General features: G+C 56.8%; 18 protein-coding genes and 1 pseudogene. 15 read left to right on the plus strand and 4 right to left on the minus strand.

What is annotated here, in order from left to right:
* The first annotated feature begins 25 nt into the window (after positions 1-25).
* The 3 genes from CKW30_RS04010 (at position 26) to CKW30_RS04020 (ending at position 2,544) form a co-directional block, all read left to right on the plus strand.
* Complete coding sequence (locus CKW30_RS04010; protein WP_095180025.1) at positions 26-541, plus strand: cupin domain-containing protein; 516 nt, start codon at positions 26-28, stop codon at positions 539-541.
* A gap of 422 nt (positions 542-963) precedes the next feature.
* Positions 964-1,305 (plus strand): helix-turn-helix domain-containing protein, encoded by a 342-nt coding sequence (locus CKW30_RS04015; protein WP_159894614.1) that lies wholly within the window; start codon positions 964-966, stop codon positions 1,303-1,305.
* A 126-nt stretch (positions 1,306-1,431) separates the two neighbouring features.
* Positions 1,432-2,544: a hypothetical protein gene (locus CKW30_RS04020; protein ID WP_143497877.1), complete on the plus strand. Its 1,113-nt coding sequence runs from the start codon at positions 1,432-1,434 to the stop codon at positions 2,542-2,544.
* A gap of 120 nt (positions 2,545-2,664) precedes the next feature.
* Here the strand turns inward: CKW30_RS04020 and CKW30_RS04025 are convergent, their stop codons facing one another.
* Positions 2,665-3,291 carry a dTMP kinase gene (locus CKW30_RS04025; protein ID WP_095180028.1) on the minus strand — a complete coding sequence of 209 codons (627 nt, stop codon included), beginning with the start codon at positions 3,289-3,291 and terminating at the stop codon, positions 2,665-2,667.
* A gap of 102 nt (positions 3,292-3,393) precedes the next feature.
* On the opposite strand from CKW30_RS04025, the gene CKW30_RS04030 reads away from it, so the two are divergent.
* The 10 genes from CKW30_RS04030 (at position 3,394) to CKW30_RS04075 (ending at position 11,247) form a co-directional block, all read left to right on the plus strand.
* Entirely contained in the window at positions 3,394-4,455 is a 1,062-nt protein-coding gene (locus CKW30_RS04030) for an SDR family oxidoreductase (RefSeq protein ID WP_095180029.1), read from the plus strand.
* Positions 4,456-4,828: 373 nt separating this feature from the next.
* Positions 4,829-5,344, plus strand: coding sequence for a DoxX family protein (locus CKW30_RS04035; protein WP_095180030.1), 516 nt, complete (start codon positions 4,829-4,831; stop codon positions 5,342-5,344).
* Between the two features lie 61 nt (positions 5,345-5,405).
* A complete protein-coding gene (locus CKW30_RS04040) occupies positions 5,406-5,825 on the plus strand; it encodes an organic hydroperoxide resistance protein (RefSeq protein WP_041480357.1) in 420 nt (139 codons plus the stop codon).
* 112 nt (positions 5,826-5,937) lie between these two features.
* Positions 5,938-6,822 carry a DUF692 domain-containing protein gene (locus tag CKW30_RS04045; RefSeq protein WP_095180031.1) on the plus strand — a complete coding sequence of 295 codons (885 nt, stop codon included), beginning with the start codon at positions 5,938-5,940 and terminating at the stop codon, positions 6,820-6,822.
* Positions 6,815-7,606, plus strand: coding sequence for a DUF2063 domain-containing protein (locus CKW30_RS04050; protein WP_095180032.1), 792 nt, complete (start codon positions 6,815-6,817; stop codon positions 7,604-7,606). The genes CKW30_RS04045 and CKW30_RS04050 overlap by 8 nt, the downstream gene beginning before the upstream one ends.
* A 252-nt stretch (positions 7,607-7,858) precedes the next feature.
* Positions 7,859-8,326 carry a hypothetical protein gene (locus CKW30_RS04055; protein WP_041480354.1) on the plus strand — a complete coding sequence of 156 codons (468 nt, stop codon included), beginning with the start codon at positions 7,859-7,861 and terminating at the stop codon, positions 8,324-8,326.
* Between the two features lie 212 nt (positions 8,327-8,538).
* Positions 8,539-8,754 carry a 4-oxalocrotonate tautomerase family protein gene (locus CKW30_RS04060; RefSeq protein ID WP_016774741.1) on the plus strand — a complete coding sequence of 72 codons (216 nt, stop codon included), beginning with the start codon at positions 8,539-8,541 and terminating at the stop codon, positions 8,752-8,754.
* Positions 8,751-9,407, plus strand: coding sequence for a DsbA family oxidoreductase (locus CKW30_RS04065; protein WP_095180033.1), 657 nt, complete (start codon positions 8,751-8,753; stop codon positions 9,405-9,407). The genes CKW30_RS04060 and CKW30_RS04065 overlap by 4 nt, the downstream gene beginning before the upstream one ends.
* A gap of 97 nt (positions 9,408-9,504) precedes the next feature.
* The gene (locus CKW30_RS04070) at positions 9,505-10,533 is read left to right on the plus strand and encodes a D-cysteine desulfhydrase family protein (RefSeq protein WP_095180034.1); all 1,029 of its coding nucleotides are present in this window, start codon (positions 9,505-9,507) and stop codon (positions 10,531-10,533) included.
* Positions 10,534-10,617: 84 nt separating this feature from the next.
* Positions 10,618-11,247, plus strand: a complete 630-nt coding sequence (locus tag CKW30_RS04075) for an isochorismatase family cysteine hydrolase (RefSeq protein ID WP_095180035.1) — start codon at positions 10,618-10,620, stop codon at positions 11,245-11,247.
* A gap of 186 nt (positions 11,248-11,433) precedes the next feature.
* On the opposite strand, the gene CKW30_RS04080 is transcribed toward CKW30_RS04075, so the two are convergent.
* Complete coding sequence (locus CKW30_RS04080; protein WP_095180036.1) at positions 11,434-12,315, minus strand: LysR family transcriptional regulator; 882 nt, start codon at positions 12,313-12,315, stop codon at positions 11,434-11,436.
* A gap of 108 nt (positions 12,316-12,423) precedes the next feature.
* Here CKW30_RS04080 and CKW30_RS04085 point away from each other — a divergent pair, with 108 nt between their 5' ends.
* Positions 12,424-13,425: a zinc-dependent alcohol dehydrogenase family protein gene (locus CKW30_RS04085; protein ID WP_095180037.1), complete on the plus strand. Its 1,002-nt coding sequence runs from the start codon at positions 12,424-12,426 to the stop codon at positions 13,423-13,425.
* Positions 13,426-13,696: 271 nt separating this feature from the next.
* Here the strand turns inward: CKW30_RS04085 and CKW30_RS04090 are convergent, their stop codons facing one another.
* Both CKW30_RS04090 and CKW30_RS27805 read right to left on the minus strand, forming a co-directional pair.
* Positions 13,697-14,533: an MliC family protein gene (locus CKW30_RS04090; protein ID WP_095180038.1), complete on the minus strand. Its 837-nt coding sequence runs from the start codon at positions 14,531-14,533 to the stop codon at positions 13,697-13,699.
* Between the two features lie 91 nt (positions 14,534-14,624).
* Positions 14,625-14,699 (minus strand): annotated as a pseudogene (locus tag CKW30_RS27805) (integrase); the annotation flags it as partial.
* Between the two features lie 198 nt (positions 14,700-14,897).
* Between CKW30_RS27805 and CKW30_RS04095 the strand changes: the two are divergent.
* Positions 14,898-15,986, plus strand: coding sequence for an FAD-binding oxidoreductase (locus CKW30_RS04095; protein ID WP_095180304.1), 1,089 nt, complete (start codon positions 14,898-14,900; stop codon positions 15,984-15,986).
* The last annotated feature ends 99 nt before the right edge of the window (positions 15,987-16,085 follow it).

Below are 16,085 nucleotides of genomic sequence, written 5' to 3' on the forward strand. Positions count from 1 at the left end.
AACCGTACCTGCAACGGAGAAGGCCATGATTCAGCGCAAGCCGAATGCTACAGATGTGATTGCTGCGCTGAATCTACAGCCTCATGTCGAGGGCGGTTATTACCGCAGAACCTATCAAGCCGATCATCGTGACTACCTCGAAACGCAGCGAGGCCCGCGATATCTGCTGACCTCGATCTACTATCTGCTTACTGAGCAATCGCCAGTGGGCCAGTTTCATTTCAACCAGTCCGACATCCTGCATTATTTCCAGTTGGGCGACGCCATCCAATACAACCTGATCCACGCCGACGGCTCATTGCAAACGCTGGTAATGGGCAGCGATGTTTTTGCTGGTCAGCAACTGCAGTTGCACGTACCGGGTGGAATTTGGAAAGCCTCTCGATTGCTGGAAGGCTCGAATGGCTTTGGCTTGATCAGCGAAGCGGTTTCGCCAGGATTTGATTTTGCCGATATGGAAATAGGTGATCGAGCAAAATTGACCGCACAGTATCCGCAGCATGGAGCGCTGATTGAAATGCTTACGCGCGGTGAAGATTGAGAGTTGTAGATTGGGACAAATGCAGTTTGCAGGGAAAGCTGGTTTTGAAGCGACCGCGCAGATTCAAATCTCTCGGGCAACCACGCTAACCCTGTAACATCTTGTTACGTGTAATGTATATTATGTTAAATAAGGTATGCAGCATCGTCTGGGCTTAAACTTATCCAGCGTCGTTTTTCTCCCACCTTGACCTCTCACCACCTTGGCCGGACACCTACCTGAGCTCTCAGTCGGCAAAGTTCATATCACTGCACATGAGTTCGTCTTTAGCATGGCCGAGAGCAATCGTTGGCGCGCTCCCATGTGCCTCTCACCACACTCGATTCGCTCTTGGGGGCTTCACCCGCCTTAAACCCGGAGAGGCTGCGGACTGCTGAAGCTTTCGATGCCTCTCCGAGTAAAGGACGAAGAAAGATATGGAAATGCATGGCATCAAAAGCTACGGCGAGAGACTTCAGTTCGCATATACCCTTCGTGGGTTTCCAAAACTCTACGCGCTGTCACACCGAATCGGTGTGACGGACAGCGCTCTTAGTCGGTGGTTTCGTTCAGAGCCAATCAGTATGGAGAACTTCGCCAAGCTGTGCGTCGAGTTGAACGTCAATGCCGATTGGCTTCTGCTCGGCCGTGGACAGCATACGCTCGGCGCCATGCATGACGCGCCGCATCGCAAAGCGCTCGCGGACGTGATTGAAAGAATGGCCGACAACGACGTTCGTAACCTTGCCAAGTTTCTTGATGAAGTGACCACTCCAGCACCTTGAGCGCCGCGCAATATTTTCAGGGCAATTCGTGAGCCCTGCTCAACCGACTGAGCTTCACGAAGGGTCCGATATTGATAACTTCTAGATGCCCGAGCAATGACGCCTGGGTATGAGCTGGAGATCATCATGTGCACTAAGGAATCTGCAAAAGCTGATGTAGAAGTGAAGTTCGAGTCCCAGAAAACGTTCAGCCTTTTCGGTCGGAACATCTCAACTTGCCAAGCGGCCCTGGGGGCTGGTGCTCACGTGCAAGTCACCAACACAGAAGGCCTGAACTACCATCTGAATGTTTTCGCGAAATGCGAGTGCGACGGGCTTCTGAAGAGGCTCAACGTGGCAATCGATAAGTCCATAGGTAACCCTCCCGAAGGCTTGCGTGACGTCCCTTTCACTATCGACCGCACTTCCCATCCCGACTGGCGCTCTCGTCAAGCCTATCTTCGCGATGGTGTGGGATTTACGAGCAGGATCATCACCTGCGCATGGCCTGCCCTTGCGCCGCCTAAGCTGGGCAGCGTGGTAACCGGTGGAACTACGACGACAATCGACGCCACAGCCATCGACTCGCAGTTGGTTTATGCCATGACCGATGCTACCCCGGAGCAGGTCAGCGCATACTCTCACCTGAACCTCTACGCACAGGGGGCTGCGCGTGCTGTCCTGAAAAGCAAGGGCGTGGACATCACCAATACGGACTATCTGCAGACGAAGCAATGGTTCGATGCTGTGGTTTACCAACTGACCGATCTGGGCTTCACCGTGAAGGCAGCGAGCGGCGGCCAGGTCAGGCAGGATGTCTCTTCTGGTGACGTGGACATCGGTAGTTTGCTGACCACCATCGTTGGCACGTATCTGGGAGCGGCGGAACTCGAGAGTTTCAAGCAGCTCGCGACGCTCTTGGCCAAGGATCCCAACGATTCCGGTACCCACGACTTCATGACCTTCTGGTGGAACAAGGCCAGCACCAAGGACGGCCGTACGACTGTCGCCTTTGGCCCCATCAAGAACGATCAGGGCATGGCTTCGGTGACGGTGGTTTACCTCGTGTTGGATGTGGAATTCACAGACTGGCACTCACTGTTTGTCAGCTACCACCATGAAGGTGTATTGATCCGCAGCGCTGCCATTACCCTGGATCTCGACATGGAGGTCAACAGCAAAAATGAAAAAGCAATCTTCGACGCCATCTCCGGCGCAGTGGCCAATCACATCAAGACTCAGGAACTGAGTTTTGACTGATAGCCCATAAATACGGGGCTCCAGCACATATTCGCAACGCTGGAGCCCCGTTTTTTTGTGCAATGGCACTTTCCGCGCTGCCTTTCTTAGTCGACCGTGATCTGCCCTGAGGGACTGGCGCTAAGGAACGCGTAGACGGCTCACCACCCGATTAATCTCCCCTACCACCCGCCCCGTCGCCTCCTCGATCGTTCCCTCATTCCGACACAAAAACCAACCCTGATCGGCAGCGGCCACCTCAAACGCCTCAGTACAAGCGACATGCTCCTCCAGACCGCGAAGCACAGTACTGCTCAAGCCACGCCGTCGCGCCCCCGCCCTCGCCCACGAAATCTCCGCCGCCGTGACCACGCCAACATGCAGGTCGGGCACCTGAACGTTGCGATCACGGTTTAATTGCAGGATTTCAGCAAACGGGACTATCCGGCGAAACGCCGCATCGGATGGATACCAGCGATCGATCAGGATGATGCTGTCGGTGGGTTGTCTGGTCAGCACGTTTCGGGAAATCCAGCTGCGGCTATCAGCGAGGCGTTGGCAGACTTCCAGTTCCAGATCCCGGTCAGGATGACGGACGAGTCGGTTCACCAGATGCATGGTCTCGCCCCTGAACGGGTCGCTTTTTTTCTCGCACAGTCGGATCACTTTCTGGTTGTCTGCCCTCAGGACTTCAGTGATGGCCTCCAACAGCGAGGTTTTGCCGACGCCTTTGGGGCCATCAAGTGAAACAAACAGCGGACGAGTCATTGTTCACAGGCTTTAACGGGGAGTGGGGAACACTCTAACGGATTTTCAGGTTGAACCTCTTCTGCTCAGGCGGACTCCCAAACCTGAATTCAGGAGAAACCTATGACCCAGACAGCTCTAGTCGTGGGCGCCAGCGGCATTGTCGGCAGCGCCATCACCCAGTTACTCATCGACAACCAGTGGCAGGTCGCCGCCCTTTCGAGGCATCCGTCGCAAGCGCCAGGCGTGATCCCTGTCGCGGCGGACCTTCAGGATCCAGCCTCTTTGGAACAGGCGCTGAGGGATGTGAAACCCACTCATGTGTTCATTACCACATGGTCGCGGCAAGCCACGGAGGCCGAGAACATTCGCGTCAATGCCGCCATGGTGCGCAACGTCCTCGCCGCCATTCGCCCAGCCAAAAGCGTCAAACACGTAGCACTGGTTACCGGCCTGAAACACTACCTTGGTCCGTTCGAAGCCTATGGTAAAGGCAGCCTGCCGCAGACACCGTTTCGCGAAGAGCAGGGTCGTCTGGATGTCGAGAATTTCTATTACGCTCAGGAAGACGAACTCTTCACCGCTGCTGAACAGGACGGCTTCACGTGGAGCGTTCATCGCCCGCACACCGTCACTGGGGTGGCCGTGGGCAACGCGATGAACATGGCAACCACCCTCGCCGTCTATGCCTCGATTTGCAAACACATCAATCGCCCCTTTGTGTTTCCCGGTTCCAGGGTGCAATGGGACAGTCTCACTGACATGACCGATGCGCGGCAGTTGGCGAAACAACAACTGTGGGCGGCCACCACCCCGGCTGCGGCCAACCAGGCGTTCAACGTCACTAATGGCGATGTATTCCGGTGGAAATGGACGTGGAGCCGAATTGCCGAATACTTCGACCTGCCTGCTGCTGACTATCCCGCGTCACCTTCTCCTCTAGAGAAGCAGATGGCGGACGATCAAGCCGTATGGGCGCAAATAGTCGCCGAGCACGGTTTGAAAGAATCCGATATCGATCGCCTGATTTCCCCATGGCATACCGATGCAGATCTCGGTCGCCCTATCGAAGTGGTCACGGATATGTCGAAAAGCCGCCTGATGGGCTTCACTGCCTACCAGGCGAGCGATCAGGCATTTTTCGACGTGTTCGACGAACTGCGGGAGATGCGCTTGATCCCTTAGGCGGTTCCAGACAGATAAGGTGGGCACCTGGCGTGCCCCCTCATTCAACAGTCATTTCCACGCCCTCGCCCCCCACATCTGCGACTTTCATTCGCCCTGTGAAATCCTCCTGCCAGTCACCGGCAGAACGCAGCCGATCGTTTATCCCAACTCCAAAATAGCGCCTTCGACAGGTATCGCTCTGTATCCAAGTGTGTACGGCCGCAAACACGTTACACAACATTGATCTTCCCGCCCCCTCAGACACAAGCGAGATACACCAGCACGATGAACTGCGCTCACGGCCAGCGCAGTGCTCCTGTGCCTGACACCTGTCATTGGGAGCACCTGAACGGCTTCCACTTTCTTGACGACAAGTTGGAGGATTAAACCAATGCAAACAAATCCGTCATCGGTCTTGAATCGGCTGCACCTTAATCTCGATCGTGCTGGAGACTGGATCGCGCCGTTAAGCCTGCGCGTTTTTCTGGCCTGGGAGTTTTTTGAAGCGGGATGGGAAAAGTGGAACGGTGAGAACTGGTTCCCCAGCATTCAAGGGGCCTTTCCTTTTCCCTTCAATCAGCTGCCGGCTACGTTCAATTGGCAGTTATCCATGTGGGCAGAGCTGCTCTGTTCCATTGCTTTGCTTGTAGGCCTGGGAACACGCCTTTCGGCACTGATCCTCATAGTGGTCACCGTCGTGGCAACTGCCGCAGTTCACTGGCCAGCAGAGTGGTCGACGTTGAGCGAACTGGCTATGGGCTACTCCATCAGCAACAAAGGCTACGGCAATTTCAAGCTGCCGTTGATCTATCTCGTCGCACTTCTGCCACTCGTGTTCACAGGCGCCGGCAAGCTAAGCCTGGATGCATTCATCGGTCGGTATCTCAAGCGTTTGAATGCACGCTGAGTGTTATCGCGTCATCAAGGGTATCGCTCTCAACCCCCACTAGTTAATCAGGAGTTTCGCCATGACCCATATTGATAAAGTGCTGTACACCGGCAAAGTCCATACCTCTTCGGGTGGACGCAATGGCACCGCCCTCAGTGACGATGGCCGACTTGATATAAAGCTGTCGTCGCCTGGCACCTCTGGCGCCGGTACCAACCCAGAGCAGTTGTTCGCCGCTGGTTGGTCGGCCTGTTTTATCGGCGCGATGGGGATTGCGGCGAACAAGCTGAAAGTCACCCTCCCGGGTGACCTTGCCGTCGACGCCGAAGTGGATCTAGGCACAACCGATGGTGCTTATTTCCTCCAGGCTCGCCTCAACGTCTTCCTTCCCGGGCTGGATCGCAACGTCGCTCAAGACCTGATCGATACCGCACACCAGACATGCCCGTACTCCAAAGCGACGCGGAACAACATCAACGTGGTGATCAACCTCGTTTGAGCAGAACCGTGGCGGGTTTCAATCGCCCGATTCACACCCCCCGGCTGCCAGCGGTAACCGTGGAGGTGCTGTGGATCGGGGGTTCCAGACGTCGAATCGGAGTATTGAGCTCATGCAAACGAACACTTCATCACCAACGCATTTAGATCCACAGCTCCCCTTTGGGGCGACCGTCGGGCTCGGGTTGCGCCGTGCACTGCTCAACACGCTTCGTGACGCTCCAGTCGGTGATTTCGATTTTCTAGAGGTTGCTCCAGAGAACTGGATCGGCATCGGTGGCGCTCATGGTGAGGCCTTGCAGTTGCTGGCTGAACGCTACCCGCTGTCATGCCATGGCCTGTCACTGTCGCTGGGTGGCAGTGCACCGCTGGACGAACCTTTTCTTGAGCAAGTTCGCGGGTTCCTCGATCGCTTCAACGTGCCGTTCTATAGCGAACATCTGAGTTACTGCAGTGACGATGGCCATTTATACGACCTGCTACCGTTGCCATTCACTGAGGAGGCCGTTCATCACGTTGCTGCGCGCATCCGCCGTGCACAGGACATTCTCGGTCGTCGTCTTGCTGTAGAGAACGTCTCTTACTACGCCGCTGCTCATCAGGACATGGACGAACTTGCTTTTACCAATGCAGTGCTCCGCGAGGCCGATTGCGACCTGTTGCTCGACGTTAACAATGTGTACGTCAACTCAGTCAACCACCGCTTTGATCCAGCGGTTTTCCTCGCCGGCCTGGAACCCGAACGCGTAGTCGCCATGCACGTGGCTGGGCATTACGACGAAGCCGAGGACCTGATCATCGACACCCATGGTGCGTCGGTCAAACCGGTAGTCTGGTCATTGCTGGGGCAGGCTTATGACCTTTTCGGCGTGAAGCCAACCCTGCTGGAGCGCGATTTCAACTTTCCGTCCTACGACGAACTGGTGGCTGAGTTGAACATCATCAAGCGCTTGCAACGCGACGCGGGTGCTTTGGCGCGGGTGACTGTCGATGGCTGACTCCCCTTCAAGTCTGCACAGTCAGCAGCTCGCGCTGACCCGTTACCTGCGTGACCCGGACAGTTATGCGCCGCCTGCGCAGATGAATCCCGCAAGAGCGCAGGTCTACCTCAACCTGGTGTTGAACAATCTGTTGGGGTTGCTGGGTGGAACGTTTCCGGTGCTGATTGCCGTGCTGGGTGATGCCGGTTGGCGTGGGCTGGTACGGCGTTTTTTGCGTGACTACCGCGCGCAAACGCCACGCTTCGGAGAAATAGCTCGTGAGTTTGTAGACTTCGTAGCGAGCCTGGAAGACTCGCCCGGTCACGAACACCCCTGGTACCCGTTCTTGCCTGAATTGGCTCATTACGAATGGGTGGAAATGGCGCTGCAACAGTTGGACGCAGCGCCGTTAAAAGCCAGTGATGCGGCGTATTTACTCGACCGTCCCCTCAGGCTTTCCCCGCTCGTCTGGCCGCTGGCTTACACCTGGGCCGTACATCGTCTCGGCCCAGGCCACTTGCCTTCTGAACCGCCAGAACAACCGACGTTGCTGCTGATCAGCCGTGTGCCGAGTGGCCAGGTGCAATTCTCCCAGGTCAGCCCTCTCGCGTTCCGTTTGTTGCAGCGGATCGAGCACTTCCCTGACATGGATGGACGAGCGCAGTTGCACGCTTTGGCTGCGGAGGCTGGTGCATCAGACGTGACCAGCTTCGTTGCTGACGCACTGGTGCTGCTGCGCAAGCTGCATGAGCAAGCTGTCGTCGGGGTAGCAGCGACACCCGTTTTAAAGCTGTTGTCCTGACTGACGCGCAAAGGCTGAGGTCAGTTTTTGTATCTCTATGTACCCAAACGCGAAGTCTTGGGATTGGCTTACAAATGCTCCGCTCGCCGATACATCGCCGATACATGGCTCCCGCTAAATAGGCCTGCCCGAATAAGGTCGCTCTGTCGAAGTGGACGAAGCTTGCGCCCTTCGCCTCGAGCTTCCTTGAGGGTCTATCCGCCCTGTGGCATGAATCGCGGCCTCGCCGCGCAAAGCATCTGGAGAAGCACTATGTACCGTAAACCAATGTCGAACAAAACCAGTCTCGGCCTGGCCGCAATTGCTTTAGCCGGTGGCATGAGCCTGGCATCGTCTGCCGCTTTTGCTGTTGAGCCATTGCCCCAAGGCTACCAACTGGCATCGGCCGATAAAACCGGCGAAGGCAAGTGTGGCGAAGGCAAATGCGGCGCCAGCGAAGCCAGCGACAAGTCCGCTACTGCCGAAGGCAAGTGCGGTGAAGGCAAATGTGGGGACGACTCTTTCGCCCGCACAGATACCGACCATGATGGCCTCGTCTCTCTTAAAGAGCTGCTGGCTGTGGCACCTCAGGGCGGTGAAGAATTCAAAGCGATGGACACCAACCACGATGGTTTTCTTTCGGAAGGTGAGGTCTACAAGTTCAGAACCAACCAGTACATCTCCAATGGCAAAAAAGTCCCAACCGAGCTATTTACCCGCATGAGCAAAGCGCAGAACTGATTCCTCCCGCCGTAGCATTCGCCCTCCCCGCGCCTGCAGCCAGGGAGGGCGATCTACTTTCTGCAAAGCGCTCAATGTTAAATGCGGATTGATTACACAGCGTTATAAGTGATGTTCTCCGCCCCTGATTTATCCCCTGAACGCAACACTCTAAAGTCCATCCCACTGCTCCCCTCATCATGTCGATGGGGCGCCGACTGGAGACTTATCCCATGCCTTTCATCAGCGTTCGTATTACTCGCGACGGCGTCACCAAAGAACAGAAATCTCAAGTCATCGCCGAGATCACCAAAACCATGCAAACCGTCCTCAACAAGGACCCGCACCTCACCCATATCGTTATTGAAGAGGTCGATACCGACAACTGGGGCTATGCCGGAATTACCACCACCGAGTACCGCCAACAACTGACGGAGTCGAAGAAATGACTTTCCCCGTCAGTATCGACTTTGTGTCGGATGTGGTGTGCCCCTGGTGCGCACTCGGCGCCACAGCGCTGGAACAAGCCATCGCCAATGTTGCCGGCGAGGTTGCCGTGGAGCTGACCTTCAAGCCCTTCGAACTGAACCCGGAGATGCCGGCCGAGGGCGAGCACGCCATCAAGCACATGATGCGCAAATACGGGCGCAGTGCCGAAGAAGTCGCCTCGCGCAATGAAATGATCGTCGCGCGTGGCAAGGCCATAGGTTTTCAGTTCGACCTGGACAAGCGCAGTCACTTCTACAACACCTTCGATGCCCATCGCCTTCTGCTGTGGGCCGTGCAGGAAGGCCGCCAGGTCGCGCTGAAGAAAATCCTGATCGAGGCTTATTTCACCAATGGCGCGAACCCCAGCGACCACGAAACACTGGTGCGCCTGGCCGGTGAAGCGGGACTTTCAACCACCCGCGCCCGCGAGATTTTGACTAGCGAGGCGTTCGCTCTCGAGGTCCGTGAACTTGAGAGTTTTTACCTTGAGCGCGGGATTAACTCGGTCCCGGCCATGGTACTGAACGGTCGTCAGTTGGTGTCCGGATCGCTATCCGTCAAGGAATACGAACAAATCCTCAGGCAAGTCGCACGAGAGTCCGCCACTGCCTGACAAAGCGACTTAACTGCAATCTCAGTTATTAAGCATTTCGCCGGGGCTTGTTGAAGTGACCGCCCCACTTCCTTCCATCAACGTCAAGTGAACCGTCATGCCTCACGACTTGAATCAACTGGAAACTGCGCTGGCTGCTTACCCCCGAGTGGCGCTGCTGGAAGGCCCGACACCGATTCAGAAGCTGTCCCGCCTGAGCCGGGCCGCCGAGCTGCATGGCTGCGATCTCTACGTCAAACGCGATGACCTGATGGGCCTCGGCGGCGGTGGCAACAAACTGCGCAAACTCGAATTTTTGCTTGGCGAAGCATTGGCCGAAGGCGCGGACACACTGGTTACCTGGGGCGGTTTTCAATCCAATCACGCCAGGCTGACCGCCGCCGTCGCGGCCCGCCAAGGTTTGGCCTGCGAGCTTATCCTGACCCCGTCTGCGGTGCGCAGCGATGATGATTTTTGTCATAACGGCAACGTATTGCTCGATGGCCTGTTTGGCGCAAAGGTCCATCGACTGCCGCGCGGTTTGACGCCCGATAGCTACGCTGGCGAATTGCTCAGCGCGCTCAAAAGCCAAGGCAAAAAACCCTTCCTCATACCATTGGGCGCCTCCAGCCCCAGGGGCAGTCTGGGCTACGCCGCTTGTGCGGGAGAGATCCTCCGCCAGGCAGACGCGCTCGGTGTGCAATTCGAGCGGATCATCATCCCCAACGGCAGCGCAGGGACCCATTCAGGACTGCAGGCGGGTCTGGCACTGGCTCGATCATCAACCGAAGTGATCGGCTACTCGGTGTTGGCAACTGAGGAGCAGGCCACGGCCGCGACCCTGGAAAAAACTCGGGAAACCTTGCAGCTCCTGGACCCGTCCGCAACCCTTCTGCAAAGCGCAATCACTGTGGATGGCAGTCAACGTGGCGACGCCTATGGCGCCCCCACCGAATCGATGCTCGAAGCGGTTCGACTGCTGGCCTCCGTTGAGGGCTTGCTGACGGATCCGGTCTACGGTGGCAAGGCCTTCGCCGGGTTGCTCGCTGCCGTGCGCCGTGGCGACTACCCGCCAGGAAGCAATCTGCTGTTTGTGATGACCGGCGGCTTGCCCGGCCTTTTTGCCTACCGCAGCGCCTTCAACTGACTTGAGCTTTTTCGTCGTCATAAAAAACTGATGCCCGGGCGAGCCCACGGCATCGGTCACTTAACTTGCGTGGAGTACATCGTCATGTCGAACGCCCCTTATCCGCTGAACCGCACCGCATATCTGCTGGTCGATCCGTACAACGATTTTCTTTCGGACAACGGCAAGGTCTTCCCCTTGATCAAGCCGATTGCCGAGCAGGTCGGGCTGCTCGACAACCTGCGGGCGCTCGATCGCGCCGTACGGGCGCAGAACATTCCGGTGGTCATCGTGCCGCACCACCGCTGGGAACATGGCGACTATGAAGGCTGGGATCATCCAACACCGACCCAATGCAAAATCATGCACATGCACCACTTCGCACGCGGTGAATGGGGCGGCGAATGGCATCCCGATTTCGCGCCGAAGGACGGCGACATTGTCGTGCAGGAACATTGGGGCTCCAGCGGCTTTGCCAATACCGACCTTGATTTTCGCCTGAAGCAGAAAGGCATCACCCACGTCATCATCGTCGGCCTGCTCGCCAATACCTGCATCGAAGCGACCGCCCGCTACGCCTCGGAACTGGGCTACCACGTCACGCTGGTGCGCGATGCGACCGCCGCTTTCCGTGCGGAAATGATGCACGCCGCCCATGAGTTGAACGGGCCGACTTTCGCTCATTCAATCGTCACCACCCAGGAATTGATTGAGGCGCTTGCAGCGCAGGTGTAATGGCGAGGAACCTCACCGATTTCGCCAGTTTGCCGTAGCGCGCTCACTCCAAGGACAACTCAGCGCTTGATCGACCGCCAATAAGAGCTGTGCAGAAATCAGCTTGAGCCACCTGTTCGTGTCGGCTTCAATGGCAGGAAAATTCGCTGATGGTCGATGTAGATCCGTCTTCCCGGCGAAACGCTTCTACAACATTTGCTCGCGTAGAAAATCGATGAACGCCATCGTCCGCGCTGAACGTCGTCGCTCGCGGCTGAGTACGGCGCTGACAGGCAGCGCGCTGGTCTGATAGTTGTCGAGTACGGTACTCACCCTGCCCTGCTCGACGTCAGCTGTGAACAGCCATTGCGGTGAGAGGGAAATACCCAAGCCGCAGAGCACCATTTCGCGGATGGCCTCGCTGCTGTTGCTGGTGACGTTACCCTGGATAACTACATCGAACGCCTGGCCGAGGTGCGTAAAGTGCCAACGGTCGTAATGCTCCAGCAACGTGAAGCCGATGCAGTTGTGATCGGACAGTTCGCTTGGCTCAAGTGGCACGCCGTGCAGAGCCAGGTAACCGGGCGCGGCATAGACACGCCGTGGGCTATTGCCTAGTGGCAGTGCCACCAATCCCTCGCTCTTCACCGCGCCAATGCGAATAGCCAGATCGATGTTTTCCTTGAGCAGGTCTTCATTGTGGTCACTCAGCCGCAGGTCAATCCGCACGTCAGGATGGCGTTGCAGGAAAATCCCTATGAGCGGTGCGATGCATAACCTTCCATAACTGACCGGGGCGGCGACTCGTAAAGGGCCGGCGATCTGCTCCTGGCCACTGGTAAAGCTCCGTGTAGCAGTTTCGACGTGGCCGAGAATTTCCTGGCAGTGGTCGTAGAAGCGTTGACCTTGGTCGGTCAGGGCCAAATGCCGAGTGCTGCGTGCGAACAATGGCCCACCCAGATACTGCTCCAGCGCGCGCACTTGCTTGCTCACTGCCGGCTGCCCCATGTTCAGTTCACGGGCGACCGCCGAGAAAGACCCGCGCTCCACGACGCGAACAAAGACATGCATGCTGTCGAACAGATCCATCGACGATTGGTTCTCTTTGGGGAATAAGTCATATGCACATTGGATTTCTTATCGGAATGATTAAAGCGCGGCAATCTGTAAGCGTCCATCCCAACACAGGTTCCCGCCATGAAACATTCCATGCTTGCCGCCATCGCCGAGTCCGCTCAATCCCCTCTGGCCATCCGTCACATCGATCGCCCTGTTGCCGGTAAGGGGCAAGTCCTGGTCAAGGTTCACGCCGCAGGGGTCAATCCGCTCGATACCAAAATTGCCGCCGGCGCAGGGGCTCACGCCCGTCAAACGCTGCCGGCCGTGCTCGGCCTTGACCTCGCCGGTACGGTGGTTGAAGTGGGTGAAGCAGTCCAAGGATTCACCCAGGGCCAGGAAGTCTTCGGCATGCCCGGCGGGATCGGCGGTGCCCAAGGCACCATGGCCGAGTACATTGCCGTGGATGCCCGCCTGATCGCGGTCAAGCCACACACCCTCAGCATGCGTGAGGCGGCTGCATTGCCTTTGGTATTCATCACCGCGTGGGAAGGTCTGGTCGATCACGCCAATGTCCGCTCCGGCCAGCGTGTCCTGATTCATGGGGGCGCGGGTGGGGTCGGCCAAGTGGCTGTGCAACTGGCCAAGGCTCGCGGTGCCGATGTCTACGCCACCGGTTCGGCGGGCAGTCTGGACTTCATACGCTCGCTGGGGGCGACGGCGATCGACTATCAGGCACAGAGCGTTGAGGATTATGTCGAGCACTACACCGCCGCCGAAGGGTTCGACATTGTCTACGACACCGTCGGCGGCAGCACGCTGGATGCATCATTCCAAGCCGTGAAAGCCTATACCGGGCACGTGCTGAGCTGCCTGGGCTGGGGCCAGCACAGCCTGGCACCGTTGTCGTTCAAAAGTGCCACCTACTCGGGGGTTTTCACTCTGGCTCCGCTGCTCACCGGCAAAGGACGCGAACATCACGGCGCTATCCTGCGCGAGGCCGCTGCGCTGGCCAATGCGGGTCAACTGACGATCCGCGTGGATCAACAGCACTTTGCAATGCAAGACGTCAACGAGGCGTTTCGCCAAGTCGCCGAAGGCCGCGGCAAGGGCAAGACGGTGATCGAGTTTGTGGGTGCATAGCTTCTTGTAATCTCTTCATAGCGCTAACGGCCAAAAGCGTCCGCCTTTGGCCGTTAGTTGCCACAAGGGCAACCGCTTTCGGCCAAGAGCTGCCGCCCCCATGGTCTTCTCCAGCCCAAAACGCTGTCGCCAGTTGCTGCCGAACGTATGGCACACCTACTGGCATGGGCCGCACACCATATGGATGGCAACTCGACTCCTGTAGGCGGCTCTTTCTATGAGAGCTGGCCTCTCACCCATTTGTATTTACCTGGCCTGAACAAACCGCCGCTCAAGGTTTTCTTTTGCATTGCTCTTCGGGCGCACCATATCCCCAAGTGATGATGGCTTCGGCCTTATGTTCCCAAAGCGATTCATTACGCCCGACGTACTTGATGCCCATGCCACTGAGTTGCTGGTACATCAGCGATACGCTGTCGCCACGCTCGGCTATTAATGTTGGCGGATCAGTTTCGAAGAACCTGACAGTTACCTCGTTTGCAGGGTTGCCGTCGCATTCGTAAAAGACAGGCCCAGTGCCAGAGATCAGTCGGTACCGTGCTTGCAACTCAGCGATGCGGTTCTGGTATTCCATGCGCAGGCATGCACCGACGTCATCACTCTTCCAGCAATCGTCCCGCCCCTTGATCCACCCCCGCTGCTCTGCTTTGAGCATTGGAGGATGCTCGTTGCCGGCCTTAATACTCGCACTGGCATACACTGCCGAGAGTTTGCGATCGAGGGCAGATAATTCCTTGTCTTTACATATCAATGCTTCGATACCGCCAGGCTCCGCCTTTGAGCAATCGTAAGATGGACCAGGTGGCGAATTGATAGCCGACGATGTTCCCGTGCGCGCCCCGGTCGACTGTATCGCACTGATTTGCTGATCAATGTAATTGCACCACTGCTCGGAGCTTCGCTCAGGGACATCTGACCCATCTTGAACCCCCAGCTTTATCTCGATCACTGACTTCCATTCATCAGAACCTAGATCCGGTCCGTGCCCTTGCATATCAGCCGTATGCAGAACCTTATCGACCGATTGATACCACGTGTTTGAGCATTGAGATTGCGCCTTGGCAACGCCTGTGACGCCAATCAATAGCAAGACCAAATATTTGCGCATGTGCGGTTTGCCTGGATTTACGCAGTCGCCAACCACTCATCTTAGCCGGTCTCATCCGCTAGCGATCGGTGAGTCAATAGTGATTGCAGCATAAGAAGTCCTCGCTGCGCAGGCACGCCTGATGCGTCCAGGCCTCCAGCACAGTTCGGGTTTGCTCAGCAATTTCCAGATGTCGATATTTGGCGATTGCGTATGTACATGGTGGTGCCCTCCACGTGGGTGAAGGACCGGGGTGGATCAGTCGCGCGGCACCGTTGTCGGATTCGGCCAGAAGCAGACACTTAAAAGCTCAACGATCAGGTTCTCATGTCATGAAATCATCCGGCTGCCGTACCATCGGCACATCGACAAAACGGAGGTTGATATGGGAAATGGTCAGGGCAAAAGGGTCGTTGTCATTGGTGCAGGCATCGTTGGCGCGTCATTGGCGTATCACTTGGCAGGTAAAGGCGCGAATGTCACTTTGGTAGAAGCTGAAGATATATCTTCGGGAGTGACTGGCAGCTCATTCGCTTGGCTCAATACCTCACACCCCGAACCCGACCCAATCGCGCAACTGCGCGGTTCTGCCATCAAGGAGTACCGCCGACTCGAAACGCAGCTGCCAGGTCTGGAGATAAGATGGACAGGCGCCTTGTCTTACAGTGCGATGGCGATTGAGACGCTGCCTGTCTCAGGTCACCAGGCTTCGGCAAACCTGGTGTCTCGATCGCGGATTCTCGACTTGGAACCAAATCTCAAGAACCCTCCCCGGTCTGCTCTGTATGCGGCTGAAGAAGGAGCGCTGGACGCAGTGGCAGCTACGCATGCGTTGATCGCAGGTGCGCAGGCATATGGGGCGAAGATTCTCACTCAGACGCGAGTGCTCGGTTTGGTAACCCAGAGTGCAACGGTGACTGGAGTCGAAACAACGATAGGCAGCCTCGATGCCGATATTGTCGTACTGGCAGCCGGGGCAGGCATCACGAAACTGACAGACATGCTTGGAGTGTCCCTGCCAATAGAGGCCTCCCCTGCCATTTTCATCCGTTACAAGTCACAACCCGACCTCGTACACACCCTCATATCCAGCCCTGAAATGGAAGTGCGGCAAAGTTCGGATGGTGCGTTGTTCGCGGCGGAAGATTATCTGAACGATGCCGTGGAAAATCAGCCGGCAGCGATAGCGCTTCGCACGGCCAACACAATCCAGAACGAACTCCATGGTGTCGTTTCCATAGAACCGGAACGGGCTTGTGTCGGCCTCAGGCCCATGCCTGCCGATGGCATCCCCATCATCGGTTATCTCCCCAATGTAGGTGGCGTCTACGTTTGTGCGATGCACCCTGGAATTACTTTGGCGGCGATAGTGGGACGTCTGGCCAGCGAGGAGATCATCGATGACAAGGTATCCAGTGCCCTTTGCCCATGCCGGCCTGATCGATTTTTGCAAGCGGAGGGAAGCCTCTTGTGAGGCAGAAATCGGCCAAGAGCAGACGTTCGAACCTAAGATAATGCGATGAAGGGAAAAACTAGAATGACAGCACCTCTGACCAGTAACGCAGCAACCCAG

The sequence above is a fragment of the Pseudomonas sp. Irchel 3F6 genome, from assembly GCF_900187595.1.
GTDB lineage: Bacteria > Pseudomonadota > Gammaproteobacteria > Pseudomonadales > Pseudomonadaceae > Aquipseudomonas > Aquipseudomonas siliginis.